The organism is Micromonospora sp. NPDC048930, assembly GCF_043197935.1.
Taxonomy (GTDB): Bacteria; Actinomycetota; Actinomycetes; order Mycobacteriales; family Micromonosporaceae; genus Micromonospora.
This window is the reverse complement of the sequence record NZ_JBICUB010000015.1, coordinates 63,804-77,522: the sequence shown is the minus strand read 5'-3', so window position 1 is coordinate 77,522 and position 13,719 is coordinate 63,804. Positions and strand designations below refer to the sequence as shown.

At 72.7% G+C, this 13,719-nt stretch carries 12 protein-coding genes and 2 tRNA genes; 4 read left to right on the top strand and 10 right to left on the bottom strand.

The genetic code is table 11. The annotated features are described in order from the left end of the window. Window positions 1–36: 36 nt before the first annotated feature. The 6 genes from ACGFI9_RS30000 to ACGFI9_RS29975 form a co-directional block, all read right to left on the bottom strand. Window positions 37–110: transfer RNA gene (locus tag ACGFI9_RS30000), tRNA-Met, on the bottom strand. Window positions 111–225: 115 nt separating this feature from the next. Further along, window positions 226–299 (bottom strand) — tRNA-Met (locus tag ACGFI9_RS29995). A gap of 49 nt (window positions 300–348) precedes the next feature. Beyond that, complete coding sequence (locus ACGFI9_RS29990; RefSeq protein WP_393183232.1) at window positions 349–1,275, bottom strand: hypothetical protein; 927 nt, start codon at window positions 1,273–1,275, stop codon at window positions 349–351. Continuing rightward, the gene (locus tag ACGFI9_RS29985; RefSeq protein WP_393183230.1) at window positions 1,265–1,774 is read right to left on the bottom strand and encodes a SigE family RNA polymerase sigma factor; all 510 of its coding nucleotides are present in this window, start codon (window positions 1,772–1,774) and stop codon (window positions 1,265–1,267) included. Before ACGFI9_RS29985 ends, ACGFI9_RS29990 begins: the two co-directional genes overlap by 11 nt. Before the next feature lie 153 nt (window positions 1,775–1,927). Next, window positions 1,928–4,915, bottom strand: coding sequence for a UPF0182 family protein (locus ACGFI9_RS29980; protein ID WP_393183228.1), 2,988 nt, complete (start codon window positions 4,913–4,915; stop codon window positions 1,928–1,930). A gap of 122 nt (window positions 4,916–5,037) precedes the next feature. After that, window positions 5,038–6,051 (bottom strand): PDZ domain-containing protein, encoded by a 1,014-nt coding sequence (locus ACGFI9_RS29975; protein ID WP_393183226.1) that lies wholly within the window; start codon window positions 6,049–6,051, stop codon window positions 5,038–5,040. 183 nt (window positions 6,052–6,234) lie between these two features. Between ACGFI9_RS29975 and ACGFI9_RS29970 the strand changes: the two genes are divergently transcribed. Then, entirely contained in the window at window positions 6,235–7,437 is a 1,203-nt protein-coding gene (locus ACGFI9_RS29970; RefSeq protein WP_393183224.1) for a zinc-dependent metalloprotease, read from the top strand. A 113-nt stretch (window positions 7,438–7,550) separates the two neighbouring features. Here the strand turns inward: ACGFI9_RS29970 and ACGFI9_RS29965 are convergent, their stop codons facing one another. Together ACGFI9_RS29965 and ACGFI9_RS29960 are read right to left on the bottom strand one after the other, a co-directional pair. Beyond that, window positions 7,551–8,402 (bottom strand): hypothetical protein, encoded by an 852-nt coding sequence (locus ACGFI9_RS29965; RefSeq protein WP_393183222.1) that lies wholly within the window; start codon window positions 8,400–8,402, stop codon window positions 7,551–7,553. Window positions 8,403–8,650: 248 nt separating this feature from the next. Beyond that, a complete protein-coding gene (locus ACGFI9_RS29960) occupies window positions 8,651–9,181 on the bottom strand; it encodes a M48 family metallopeptidase (protein WP_393183220.1) in 531 nt (176 codons plus the stop codon). Between the two features lie 494 nt (window positions 9,182–9,675). On the opposite strand from ACGFI9_RS29960, the gene ACGFI9_RS29955 reads away from it, so the two are divergent. The 3 genes from ACGFI9_RS29955 to ACGFI9_RS29945 all read left to right on the top strand — a co-directional run bounded on the left by ACGFI9_RS29955 (window position 9,676) and on the right by ACGFI9_RS29945 (window position 12,517). Next, complete coding sequence (locus tag ACGFI9_RS29955) at window positions 9,676–9,843, top strand: DUF5679 domain-containing protein (RefSeq protein WP_012014940.1); 168 nt, start codon at window positions 9,676–9,678, stop codon at window positions 9,841–9,843. A 203-nt stretch (window positions 9,844–10,046) separates the two neighbouring features. Continuing rightward, window positions 10,047–11,174, top strand: coding sequence for a TOMM precursor leader peptide-binding protein (locus ACGFI9_RS29950; RefSeq protein WP_393183218.1), 1,128 nt, complete (start codon window positions 10,047–10,049; stop codon window positions 11,172–11,174). Further along, window positions 11,171–12,517, top strand: a complete 1,347-nt coding sequence (locus tag ACGFI9_RS29945; protein ID WP_393183216.1) for an ABC1 kinase family protein — start codon at window positions 11,171–11,173, stop codon at window positions 12,515–12,517. Before ACGFI9_RS29950 ends, ACGFI9_RS29945 begins: the two co-directional genes overlap by 4 nt. 332 nt (window positions 12,518–12,849) lie before the next feature. Here ACGFI9_RS29945 and ACGFI9_RS29940 read toward each other — a convergent pair whose 3' ends face one another. Both ACGFI9_RS29940 and ACGFI9_RS29935 read right to left on the bottom strand, forming a co-directional pair. Next, a complete protein-coding gene (locus ACGFI9_RS29940; RefSeq protein WP_089005380.1) occupies window positions 12,850–13,215 on the bottom strand; it encodes a WhiB family transcriptional regulator in 366 nt (121 codons plus the stop codon). A 142-nt stretch (window positions 13,216–13,357) separates the two neighbouring features. Then, window positions 13,358–13,612, bottom strand: coding sequence for a hypothetical protein (locus ACGFI9_RS29935; protein ID WP_393183214.1), 255 nt, complete (start codon window positions 13,610–13,612; stop codon window positions 13,358–13,360). Window positions 13,613–13,719 lie beyond the last annotated feature (107 nt).

The window sequence follows — 13,719 nt, the reverse complement described above, 5'->3', positions numbered from 1 at the left end:
GGCCCCGGAGCGAACTCCGGGGCCTTTCGCGACGAGTAGCGGGGACAGGATTTGAACCTGCGACCTCTGGGTTATGAGCCCAGCGAGCTACCGAGCTGCTCCACCCCGCGTCGGCTCGTACAGCCTATCGCATCTTCGCCGTGGAGATCAGCCGGGTTACCGATCGCGGCACGGCCCCGTACGACGAAGGGCCCCGGAGAGATCTCCGGGGCCCTTCGGGTCGAGTAGCGGGGACAGGATTTGAACCTGCGACCTCTGGGTTATGAGCCCAGCGAGCTACCGAGCTGCTCCACCCCGCGTCGGTTCGTCCACCGTAGCGCACCGACCCCAGGGGGCGCAAAACGAGCCTCAGTCCAGCCACCTCCGCACCGCGTCGGTGGCCCGCCGGCTGTCCGCGTCGAACTGCTCGCGGTCGGTCGAGGTGCCCTCCCAGCCCTGCTCCCAGAGCACGGTGACCACGTCGCCGACCCGGATCGCCCGGATCAGGCGTACCTCGTCACCGCCGGTCGGGTAGCCGTTGACGTCCTGCTGCAGGGTGCGGATCTCGAACAGCACCGACTCGTCGCCGTACCCCCCGCCGGTCAACAGCTTCAGGTGGGTGGTCCGCTCCGAGTACGGGTCCGGCTGCGTGGGGCAGTTCTGCACGGCCCGGCGCAGCTGCCGCAGCGCGTCGTCGGCCCGGCCCGCGCGGTAGATGGTGATGCTGTGCCGGTAGCTGCCGTCCGGTACGTACCCCGCCGGCGTACCCGCGAGCTTGAACGCCATGGTCCGGGCCCGGCGGGCCACCACGTCCGACTCGCCCGGGGCCACCCCGCAGAGGGCGGGCAGCACCGGCCCGGAGCCGAACTCCTCCCCGCTGCCGGTGTCGTTGGCCGGCGGCAGCGTGAAGAACGCCCGGTCCGGGATGCGCGTCGGCGTGCTGGCCGCGGGCGAGCCGGTCGTCGCCGGTGGCCGGTCCGGCGTACGGGACGGGGGCGTGCTGCGGCTCGCCGACGGCGACGGGCTGGGCGCCCCGGTGGTGGGCGGCGCCGACGGGCCGCCGGTGGGGCTGGCGGCCGGCGGCGGTCCGGGCGAGGCGTCCGGGCCGGAGGTCAGCACGATCCCCGAGCCGGCGGCGGTCCCGCCGACCAGCACGGCCGCGGCCAGTACGCCCAGCGCGGCCCGGTTGCGCGCCCGCCGGTCGGCGCGCCGGCGCACCTGGTCCGGCGCCGCCAGCACCCGCTCGTCGGTGTCGGCGGCCAGCGCCCGGTAGAAACGGGCCAGTTCACGCGACATCGTTCACCTCCAGCTCCTCGGTCGCCACCCCGGGCAGCAGTTCGGCCAGCCGGGTGCGACCCCGGGACAGCCACGACTTCACGGTTCCGGTGGGGACCCCGGCCTCCCGGGCGACCTCCTCCACCGACATGTCGAACAGGTAGTGCAGGGCGAGGGCCTGCCGCTGCCGGGCCGGCAGCTGCCGGAGCGCGCCCACCAGCAGCACGGTCTCCTCGCCGGGTGGCCGCACGTCGTCCGGCGGCCCGGTCCGGCTGGCCGCCAGCCGCCAGCTCCGCAACCGGCGCCAGCGGTCGGTGGCGAGCCGACTGATCACCAGCCGCAACCACGCCTCCGGGGCCGGATGGGCGGCCAGCTTCCCCCACTGCCGCCAGGCCCGGGCGTACGCCTCCTGGACCAGGTCCTGGGCCTCGCCGGGGTCGTCGGCCACCGCGTAGCCGTACCGCAGCGTCCGCGCCGACGTGCTGCGGTAGAAGTCGTCGAAGCTGTTCGCGTCCCGCATCGAAGAATCCGCCTCCCTCCGTCCCCACCTGCACTGTTGACGGTGGAACGGGGTGCCGGGTTGCGGGCGTTCCGTCCGGTACGCGACACAACAGGCCCGTGGCCCGGGACCGCTACGGGTTCCGGGCCACGGGCCTGCCTGGTCGGGTCGGCGTCAGCCGTTCGGGGAGGGGGACGGCGAGACCGGCGGCGACGCGGACGGGCTGCCGCTCGTCGACGGGGCGGGCGACGGGTTGGCCGCCGTCTGCGCCTCCTGGAACGCGGTCATCGCCTCGTCCAGCGCCTTCAGCGCCCGCCCGTACCGCTCGAAGTCACCGGACGCCTGGGCGGCCTTGACCTCACCGATCGCGGCCTGCACCCGGTCGGCGGCCTGGGCCAGCTCGCCGGTGAGCACCGGCGGGCTGGTGCCGCCCGTGGGCGGCGGGGCGTTGCCCCCGGAGCTGGGCGGATTGCCGGCACCGGCGCGCTTGCCCTGCTCGACGAGTTGCTTGACGCCGTCGGCGAGGTTGTCCGCCAGCACCATGTACGAGCCACCGTCGCCGTACGACAGCAGCACCTTCTGCAGCAGCGGGTACGCATCCTGCTGGTTGCTCTTCACGTAGACCGGCTCGACGTAGAGCATGCCGTTGCCGAAGGGCAGCGAGAGCAGGTTGCCGTACTGCACCTGCGCCTGGTTGCCGGAGGAGAGCAGATTCAGCTGCTGCCGGATGTTCGAGTTGGTGTTGGTCATCTGCTGGTGCACCTGGACCGGGCCGGCGGTCCGGGTCTGGTCCGGCAGCTCCAGCACCTCCAGTCGTGGCTGCCCGTCGACGTACGACCCGGAGATCAGCGCGGCGAGGTTCTGCCGGCCGTTCGGGGTGACCGCGGAGGTGAGCTGGAAGCGCGGCCCCTCCGCCTGCCCGGGGAACTGGGTGTAGAGGTAGTAGGGCGGCTGCTTCTGCCCGCTGTCCGGCGCGTCCGGCACGTTCGGCACCTGCCAGAAGTCCTGGCCCGAGTAGAAGTCGCCCGGGTCGGTGACGTGGAACCGGGTGAGCAGGTTGCGCTGCACCTTGAACAGGTCCGCCGGGTAGCGGAAGTGTGCGGCCAGCTCCGGCGGGATGTCCGCCTTCGGCAGCACCAGGTCGCCGCCGAACGCCTTGTTCCACGCCTTGAGCACCGGATCGGTCTCGTCGAACGCGTAGAGCCGGACCGTGCCGTCGTACGCGTCGACCGTCGCCTTCACCGAGTTACGGATGTAGTTGACGTTCTCCCGGGCGAGCTGGAAGGTGCCCCGGCCGGTCAGCTCGTCGGCGGTCTCGGCCTGGAGGTTGACCCGGTCGGCGTACGGGTAGGTCGCGGCCGTGGTGTAGCCGTCCACGATCCACTGGATCCGGCCGTTCACCACGGCCGGGTACGGGTCGCCGTCCACGGTGAGGAACGGCGCCACCTTCTCCACCCGGTCCCGGGGGTTGCGCACGTAGAGCAGCTTGGAATCCTCGTTCACCGCCTCGGAGAGGAGGAAGTTCGACTCCTGCTCCTTGAGCGCGTAGAGCAGCCGGCGGGTGAACGAGCCGATCTTGACGCCGCCCTCGCCGGTGTAGGTGTAGTACTGCTCGCCGCCGGTCGAGGTCGGGCGGTCGAACTCCACGTTGCGGTCCCCGGTCTGCCCGACGATCGCGTAGTCGTCGGCCTCCATCCGCTCGCCGTAGTAGATCCGGGGCTGCTGGGCCGGGATCTGGTCGGTCGGCGAGGAGCAGCCCTGCGCCTCCTTCCCCGACTCCCCGAGGAAGCCGGAGACGAAGTACGGCAGGCCGTTGCAGACCTGGTTGGCGGGGGCCGCGACCAGGCCGTAGCCGTGGGTGTAGACGGTGTGCCGGTTGATCCAGTTGCTCTGCTGCGGGGTCAGCTCGCCGTAGTTGATCTCCCGGACGCCGACCACGTAGTCGGCGGTCTTGCCGGCCACGGTGTACCGGTCGATGTCCAGCTTCGGGCCGAAGTCGTAGAAGCCGCGCACCTGCTGGAGCTGGGTGTACGTCTCGGAGACCAGCTGCGGGTCGAGCAGCCGGATGTTCTGCACCACCGAGGTGTCGGTGGCCAGGCTGGCCGGCGGGGTCAGATTGCTCGCCTGGTACCCCGAGGTCTTGGTGCCGGTCAGCCCGTACGCCGCCCGGGTCGCCTCGATGCTCCGCTGGATGTACGGCGCCTCCTTGTCCCGGGCGCTCGGCTTGACCTCGAAGGTCTGCACCGCCCACGGGTAGATGCCGCCGATGGCCACCGCGGAGACGCCGAGCAGGGCCAGCGCGATGCCGGGCCAGACCAGGTTCCGCATCACCGCGTTGGAGAACACGATGATCGCGATCGCCACCACGACCGAGATGTACGCCAGGATCTCCTTCGCCGGGAGCAGCGCGTTCACGTCCGCGTAGCCGGCGCCGTAGAGCTTGGCGCCCTCGTTGTACTCCAGCAGCATCGCCCGCCGGTCCAGCACGTACGCGACGGCCTTGAGCAGGACGAAGACGGCGACGAGCGTGCTCAGGTGAGCGCGGGCCCCGTTGGTCATCCGGTCCCCGACGCCCTGCAGCCGCACCCCGCCGAAGACGTAGTGCACGGCCAGCGCGCCGAGCAGGGCCAGCACCACCGCGGTGAAGCCGACCCCCAGCAGGTAGCGCCAGAACGGCAACTGGAAGACGTAGAAGCCGACGTCGACGCCGAACTCCGGGTCCTTCACGCCGAAGCTGCCGCCGTTGCGGAACAGCAGCCACTGGCTCCACCGGCTCTGCGCGGAGAGCCCGGCGAACAGCCCGATGACCCCGGCGACCAGCGCGATCCAGGTGCCGAGCCGCGGGCTCAGCAGCATCCGGTAGCGATCGAGGGTGACCTGCTCCGGGGAGTGCGGGCGCAACTGGGGCCGCAGCCGGTACGCCAGCCAGAGGTTGCCGGCGATGACCAGCGCCATGCCGAGCCCGACCAGCAGGAACAGCAGCAGCCGGGTGGCGAGGACCCCGGTGAAGACCTGGGTGTAGCGGACCTCGTCGAACCAGAGCCAGTCGGTCCAGGCGTTGACTCCCCACCCGAGCAGGGTGAAGAGCACGAACACCCCGATCAGGACCCCGATGGTGACGCGTCCGCGCCGGCTCATCCTCGGCAGGGGACTGCTACGCATGACCACTGTTGGCTCCGCACGCTCGATGTGATCGGCTCCGACCAGGCACCCAGAGTACGGCGTGTTCCTGAACACGTCGGGTCAAGGTCACGTCACGATCCTCGCGCACGGCCGCAACCGGCTCAGCAACGGGTGGGCTGACCTCCGGCGCGGAGCGTGTCCAGCGCCTTCAGGGCGTCGTCCAGTGACGCCACCCTGAGCAACGGCAGGTCGGGCTGCGGGTTACGGACCGCCTCGGCGCAGTTGTCGGCGGGCACCAGGAAGACCTTCGCGCCGGCCTGCTTGGCGCCGACCAGCTTCTGGGCGATGCCGCCGATCGGGCCGACCCGGCCCTCGTCGTCGATCGTGCCGGTGCCCGCGATGATCTTCCCGCCGGTCAGGTCGGCCGGCTCCAGCTTGTCGATGATGCCGAGGGCGAACATCAGTCCGGCGCTCGGGCCGCCGATGTCCCCGAGGTCGATCTTGAGGGTAAACGGGTGCGGCTGCTGCTGGTCGATCTCGATGCCGATCCGGGGCCGGCCGTCCTGCTCCCGGCTGGTCACCGTGGCCGTGGCCGGGACGCCCGCCCGGGTGTACCCGATCTTCAGCTCGGTCCCCGCCGGCTTGGCCCGGATCAGTTCGGTGAGCTTGCCCGCGCTGGTCACCTGCTGATCGTCGACGGAGGTGAGCACGTCGTTGGGCTTGAGCACGTCGACCGACGGCCCGCCCGGGGTGACCGCCTTCACCAGCACCCGGATCGGGTAACCCAGCTCCCGCAGGGCGGCGGTCTCCGCGCTGGTCTGCGAGTTCTGGAAGTCCTCGGCGTTGCGCTTCTCGACCTCCTCCTCCGACTCGCCCGGCGGGTAGACGAGCTCGCGCGGCACCACCGCCTCGTCCTCGGAGAACCAGCCGGCCAGCGCCGACCGGAGCCGCACGGTGGGCTGCACGCCGACCGTGGTGAGCCGCAACTGGCCCGCGGAGGTGGACGTCGACCGCCCGCTGACCTGGATGATCTCCTTGCCGTCGGCGCTGCCGAGAGTGTTGACCGTCGGGCCGGGACCGAGCACCACGTACGGGATGGGCACGCTCAGCACGCCGACACTGAGCAGGGCGGTGAGCAGTGCACCGAGCAGGACGGTCACGCCGCGACGTCTCATGCGGCAGAGCGTACCGATCCGGGCGGAGACGTCCGGCGCGGTGACCGCCGGACTTCGCCCTCAGCGCAACGCCGACGGCGCGACCTGCGGCGGGGCACGCGTACCGTAGACGACGTGCCTGATATTCCGTTCGGATTCGCGCTCCCGGGTGGGCAACCACCAGACCCCAACGATCCCGCGCAGATGCAGCAGTTCATGTCGCAGTTGCAGCACCTGCTCTCCGCGCCGGGCAGCGGGCCGGTCAACTGGGACCTCGCCCGTCAGGTGGCCGCCAGCCAGCTCGCCGCCAGCGGCGACCCGGCGGTCTCGCCGTTCGAACGCAACGCGGTGGAGGAGGCGCTGCGGATCGCCGACCTCTGGCTGGAGCCGGCCACCTCGTGGCCCTCCGGCATCCGGACGTCGGTCGCCTGGAACCGCAACGAGTGGATCTTCAAGACCCTCGACGTCTGGCGCAAGCTCTGCGACCCGGTGGCCAGCCGGATGGTGGGCGCGATGGGCGACCTGGTGCCGCCGGAGGCCCGGGCCCAGCTCGGCCCGATGCAGTCGATGGTCGCCACGCTGGGCGGCGCGCTCTTCGGCGGCCAGCTCGGCCAGGCGCTCGGCTCGCTCGCCGCCGAGGTGCTCTCCGCCGGGGACATCGGCCTGCCGCTCGGCCCGGCCGGCACCGCCGCGCTCGTCCCGGCCAACATCCGGGCGTACGGCGAGGGCCTGGAGCTGCCCGAGGACGAGGTGCGCCTCTACGTGGCCCTGCGGGAGGCCGCCCACCAGCGGCTGTTCCAGCACGTGCCGTGGCTGCGCGGGCACGTGCTCACCGCGGTGGAGAACTACGCCGCCGGCATCCGGGTCAACCGGGAGGCGATCGAGGAGGCGATGGGCCGGGTCGACCCGACCGACCCGGAGTCCATGCAGGCGATCGCCCTGGAGGGCATTTTCACGCCCGAGGACACCCCGGCGCAGAAGGCGTCGCTGGCCCGGCTGGAGACCGTGCTCGCCCTGGTCGAGGGCTGGGTGTGCCACGTGGTGGACAGCGCCGCCGGCGACCGCCTGCCCAACGTGGTCCGCCTCGGCGAGGCGTTCCGCCGCCGCCGGGCCGCCGGTGGGCCGGCCGAGCAGACCTTCGCCGCCCTGGTCGGCCTCGAGCTGCGGCCACGCCGGCTGCGCGAGGCCACGGTGCTCTGGGCGGCGCTGACCGAGCACCGCGGGATCGCCGGCCGGGACGCGGTCTGGGGCCACCCCGACCTGCTCCCCTCGGACGACGACTTCGCCAACCCGGAGGCGTTCGCGGCGACCACCGGCGACCTCGACGAGGAGCTGGCGAACTTCGACTTCACCGCCCCCGGCGCCCCGGAGGAGCAGGCTCCGGGCGAGGACGACGACAAGTCCTGACCCGCCCGCTGCCCCCGCAAGGTCCGCACAACTTCACGGAAACCGTGGCCTCGACGCCAGGGCGAGGCCACTGTTTCCCGGAAGTTGTGCGGATCTTGCTTTGACGGCGGCGGTCAGCGGGATGGGGCGGAGAGCAGGGCGCGGGTCGCCTCCCAGCCCTCGAAGGCCGGGTCGAGGGTGGCCAGGTCGGCCGGGCCGCGCAGCCGGCGCCAGCCGGCGGTGACCGCCACGTCCCCCGGCCGAGGGGCGGCCCTGCGCACGTCGGCCGGCGCATCCCGGTCCAGGTCCAGTGCCGGCAGCCAGTCGGGTACGGGCAGCCGGGCGGCCACGCCGAGCAACCCTGGGCCGGTTCCCTCGACCGGGGCCACCGCGATCGGCCGGCTGGACAGCTTCCGCAGCAGCTTGCCCAGGGTGAGCCCGGGCACGTCCGGCGCGTCGGCGACCACCACGGCCGCCTGGTCGTACCCGCCGCGCCCGGCGCGATCGCCTGCGACCGGCGTGACCTCACCGGCCGGCCCCGCAACGCCGGGCGAAGCGGCGTCGACGGGCCGAGCCGCCTCGACCGGCCGGGCCGCCTCGACCGGCCGAGCCTCGCCGGGCGAGGCGGCGCCGACGGGCGAAGCGGCCTCGGCGGGCAGAGCGGCCTGGCCGGGCGGAGCGGCCTGGGCGGGCGGAGGGGCCAGGGCGGGCCGGGCGTCGGCGGTCGGTGCGGTGCCGGCGAGGGCGGCGAACACGGCGTTGACGGTGGGTTCCGGCACCTCGAGGACGGCGGTACCGGGCCAGACCACGGCGTCGGCCAGCCAGCGGTCCCCGGGGGTCACCGCCACCGCGGTCTCCACCTCGTTGAGCGTGGCGAGCAGGTCCACGACGTCCTCGGCGAGCGCGGTCCGCCACCGGGTCGGGTCGATCCCCGGCGGCGTCCAGGCCACCGGTCCGAGCAACGCCACCACCACACGTCGAGCCATGCCCGACCCTAACCCCTGCCCGCGTCCCACCCGCCCACCAAGATCCGCGCAAGTTCAGGGAAGTAGTGGCCTCAGCGCGCGAGAAGACAACACTTTCCGGGAAAGTCTGGCTTCCGCATACTGCGTCCGCGGCAGGTGCCCGACATGATCGACTCGTCCTGCGGCGGGGCGGGGTGTCGGCGGGCCAGGATGGCACGGAGTGCCGCACTCCGAGTGGATCAAAGCCGGGTCGCCGGGCCCGGCGGCGGTCAGTCCGCCAGGGGGACGCCGCTGGCGGAGGCGACGCCCTCCAGGTAGCCGCGGGCCCGCTCGGTCTTCGGGTACCTGCCGACCAGGGTCCAGAACGAGGCGTTGTGGCTGGGCACGATCAGGTGCGCCAGCTCGTGCAGGAGCACGTAGTCGACCACCCAGTCGGGCATGTCCTGGATCCGGTGCGAGATCCGGATGGTGCGGTCGGCCGGGGTGCAGGAGCCCCAGCGGCCGTTCTGGTTGGTGACCCAGCGGACGCTGGCCGGGGCGGCGGCCGCGCCGTGCTCGGGAAGGTAGAGGTTGATCAGACGCTTGGCCCGGGCCAGCAACTCGGCGTCGGAGCGGGCGAGCCGGCCCTCCCGGGCGGCGAGCCGGGCCAGCATCCGGTCGACCCACTCGCTCTCCTCGGCGCGGGAGAACTGGTCGGGGATGAGCACCACGACCCGCTCACCGTCCCGGTACGCGGACACCGTGCGTCGCCGGCGCTGGCTGCGCCGTACCTCGACGACCGGCTTCCGCGTCCCGGCCATCACTGGTCCGCGCAGCCTCGGCTGACTGTCACGAGGGAAAGCTAATGCGTACTGACCAGGGGTCCGCAAGAGTCAACACGACGACACGCGCCCGGAAAATGGTGGTTGGTCGTCAGGAGTCCTGAAAAATTTCTTTGCGGGGGACCTGCACGACACTCCGGAGCGTCACCTCGTCGCCCCCGCACACGTTAGGTGATCTACGGACGGGTCGTCGCGCGGGGGCCGCCCCTAAGGGGGATCTGAGCGCATTCACCCGGCGTGTCCCCGCCAAAGTGACTTATCCGACCTAATGCGGCATGCACACTCTCGACGTCGACTTGCTCACAGAGTCGGCGCACAGCTGACATGGAACTGCCCAGACCTGGGTAGGGTCCGCCAACCAGCGGTCACCCCAGTGGCCGCCGAGAACCCCCCGGCGCCGGTGCCTCGCCTGGCCCGCCGCAGGGAAACCCGCCGGGACGGCATGTCCGGCGGACGAGACGAGGAGGGCTACCGTGGCCGACCAGGCCCAGACCTACAACGGTTACTGCGTGAAGTGCAAGGAGAAGCGGGACTTCGAGGGGCGCGTGGAGGTCTCGAAGACCGGCATGAACATGGCCAAGGGCAAGTGCCCGGTGTGCGGCACAACAGTGAACCGCATCCTCGGCAAGGCCAAGGTCTGACCCGTACGGGTCACGCGGGGGGAGGGGTGGCCGACGGCCGCCCCTCCCCCCGCGCGCGTCCGCCCTGACTGTCGGCTGACCGACACCGGTTACCGGCCGGTTGTGGATAAGCCCGCCCAACCCTGTGGACAACCCTGGCTACACGCGGGCGCACCTGTGGACAACGATCGACGGAGAGCGGGGACACGGTCACTATTCGTGGCATGGCCCATCCGATCCCGCTCCCCCGCCCCACCCTCCTGCCCGGCCTGACCCGCCTCTGGCGGGACCGGCACACCCTCCAGCTCGGGGTCGAGCCCGGCCGGGCGGTGCTGCTGGAGGTGGCGAATCCCCGGGCCGCCCGGCTGCTCGACCTGTTGGACGGCACCCGCAGCGAGCGCGCCGTCCTGGCGTACGCGGCCACCGCCCAGGTGGCCCCGGAGGAGGCCCGGGTCCTGCTCGACACGCTCCGGGCCGCCGGGCTGGTCGTACCGGCGCACCACCTGCTCCCCCGCGACCTGGCCGGGCCGGTCCGGGCCCGGCTCGCCGCCGAGGCGGACGCGCTGGCCCTGGCGGCGTCCGGAGCACCCGCGACGCCGGCCCAGGTGGTGCGCCGCCGCCGGACCGCCCGGGTGCTGGTCACCGGCCTCGGCCGGCTCGGCGCGGCGATCGCCGTCGGGCTGGCCCAGGCCGGCGTCGGACACGTGACGCCCGAGCTGGCCGGGCCGGTCCGCCCGGCCGACCTGGTCGGGACCGGGCTCACCGCCGCCGAGGTGGGCCGGCCGCTGGCCGCGGCGGTACGCGGCGCGCTCGGCCGGTGCGCCCCCGGCACGGCGACCGCCCCGCTCCGGCGCGGCCGCGTCGACCTGGTGGTCCAGCTCGGCGCCGACCGGCCCGCCGCCCTGCTGGCCGCCGGCTACGCCCAGCGCCGCCAGCCCCACCTCCTGGTCGACCTGCGCGGCGGTGTGCCGGTGGTCGGTCCGCTGGTCCGGCCGCCGGTCGGCCCCTGCCTGCGCTGCCTCGACCTGCACCGGATCGACCGGGACCCGGACTGGCCCCGGCTCGCCGCCCAGCTCGCGGCCGACGACGGCGGGCGCGCCTGCGCCGCCACCACCCGGCTCGCGGCCGTCGCGTACGCGGTCGCCGAGGCGCTGGCCCACCTCGACGGCGGCACCCCGGAGACCCTCGGTTGCGCGGTCGAGGTCGCCGGGGCGGGCCGCTTCCGCCGCCGCCAGTGGCCCCCGCACCCGTCCTGCGAATGCTCCGGGCGTCGCCCGATCCGGGGCCGCCCCACCCGCTCCCGGCTTCGTAGCAGCAGCGGGCCCGCCGAGTCGGTAACAATGACCGGGTGACCGACATCCCGCGCCGGGCCGTGTCCCGGACCGCCAAGCTCGCCGCTCTGCCGCTCGGCTTCGCCGGCCGGACCGTCCTCGGCATGGGCAAGCGGGTCACCGGGCTCGCGTCCGACGTCATCTCCGCCGAGATCCAGCAGCGCACCGCCGAGCAGCTGTTCAGCGTGCTCGGGCAGCTCAAGGGCGGGGCGATGAAGTTCGGCCAGGCGCTGTCGGTCTTCGAGGCGGCGTTGCCGGAGGAGATCGCGGCCCCCTACCGACAGGCGCTCACCAAGCTCCAGGAGGCCGCGCCGCCGCTGCCGGCCGCCACCGTGCACAAGGTGCTCGCCGAGCAGCTCGGGCCGGACTGGCGGGAGCGGTTCGTCGAGTTCAACGACACCCCGGCCGCCGCCGCCAGCATCGGCCAGGTGCACCGCGCGGTCTGGCGTGACCCCGGGTACGGCCCCGGCGGCGCCCCGCACCACCGGGACGTGGCCGTGAAGATCCAGTACCCGGGCGCCGGGGATGCCCTGCTCGCGGACCTGAAGCAGCTCTCCCGGCTGGGCGGCATGTTCCGCGCGATCCAGCCCGGGCTGGACGTCAAGCCGCTCCTGGTGGAGCTGCGGGAGCGGATCACCGAGGAGCTGGACTACGAGCTGGAGGCCGAGTCGCAGCGCGCCTTCGCCGCCGCGTACGCCGACGACCCGGACATCTACATCCCGGAGGTGCTGGACGCCTCGCCCCGGGTCCTGATCACCGAGTGGGTCGAGGGCACGCCGCTGGCGGACATCATCCGGGACGGCACCGAGGAGCAGCGGAACGAGGCCGGACGGCTGATGGCCGAGCTGCACCTGTCCGCACCGATGCGGGCCGGGTTGCTGCACGCCGACCCGCACCCGGGCAACTTCCGGCTGCTGCCGGACGGCCGGCTCGGGGTGATCGACTTCGGCGCGGTGGCCCGGATGCCGGAGGGCACCCCCGAACCGATCGGCCGGATCGCCGCGCTGGCGATCCGCGACGACGCGGCGGGGGTGGTGAACGGGCTGCGCGAGGAGGGCTTCGTCAGCCGGACCGAGCCGATCGACGCCCAGGCGCTGCTGGACTACCTGCGGCCGATGCTGGCCCCGGTCGCCGAGGAGGAGTTCCGGTTCACCCGGGCCTGGCTGCGCGCGGAGGCGGCCCGGCTGGCCAGCCCCCGGTCGCCGGCGTTCCAGCTGAGCCGGCAGCTCAACCTGCCGCCGGCGTACCTGATGATCCACCGGGTGACGCTGGGCTCGATCGGGGTGCTCTGCCAACTGGAGGCGAAGGCGTCCTACCGGGCGATCCTGGAGCGCTGGCTGCCCGGCTTCGCCCCGGTGAGCTGACCGCCGTAGGACACCGCGACGGCAGCGGGCGTCACGGAATGCCCACGGGGGCGGTGGCCGTCCGGCCACCGCCCCCGTCGTACTCGGTTGTGATCTAGAGAACGCCCAGGTCGCGAGCCGACTGGCTGCGGCCGCGCATCGCGACGGTACGGGCGGAACGGGTTGCCTCAGTGCTCGTGGTGGTGCGACCAGCCTGAGGCCGGGGCATTCGAGCCCGGGACAACGCTTCGTGAAGTAGTTGCATCTCGGTTCCATTCGGCAGGTAGAGCATCGGTTTCTGCTTTCTTCGTGGCCGGTGGGGGTCACCGGCGGGACGTGTGGAACGGGGTGTGTCAGGCTGCCAGCCGGACCGCGTTGCGCGACTCGGACAGCCCACTGGCCGCCAGTCGCGCCTCGGCCTCGACCCGGAGCTGGGCGTCACGGGCGAGGTCCTCCTTGCGCGGACGGCCACGGGGCCGCTTGCGCGGGACGACCGCGCCACGCTCGAAGATCTCGCCGCCCCAGACGCCCCACGGCTCGGCCCGCTCCACCGCACCGGCCAGGCACTCGACGCGCAGCGGGCAGTCCCCGCAGAGCGACTTGGCCAGCTCGAGCTCGGTGGGCGAGTCGGAGAACCACAGGTCGGGGTCGAACTTCCGGCAGGGCAGGTTCGCCTCCACCTCGACGCTCACGTCGAGCGGGGCCAACGCCAGACTCATCCTCCGGTCACCTCTCTCTCACTTCGATCTCGTGGATCGCATTTCCGACGTACTTCGGCACTACGGCGGTGCAAAAAAACTGAGGCCGCGGATCCCGGTGTGCGGGTTCCGCGGCCTCGAGGTGAGCCGGTGGTCTGGTGGATCAGACCGGTCTACCTCGAGGTGGAACACCGCGGACATCCGTGCGCTTCTTGACGTCACCGATGCCCATGCCCGTGAAGCCACTGGTCCCCTCGATTCCAGTCAGCGGCGCCACGGTCAGGTTCAGCTCGGCCTGAACCGGGACCTGGTGCTGCTGGGAAACCGACGGTCGAGCGGCAAGGGCCACCCGGACAGCCGACAGCGGAGCGCAGGCAGCTGGCATCGCCGCCGGACGCTCATAGGTGAAGATCTCCACGGGTGCCACCTCCCTCACGTTCCTCGTATCGACCATGGACTCGTCCCTCTTGAGCAGCCAGAATGGCGCCGCTCGCGAGGTGTGTCCTGAGGCTATTCCTCGCCTCG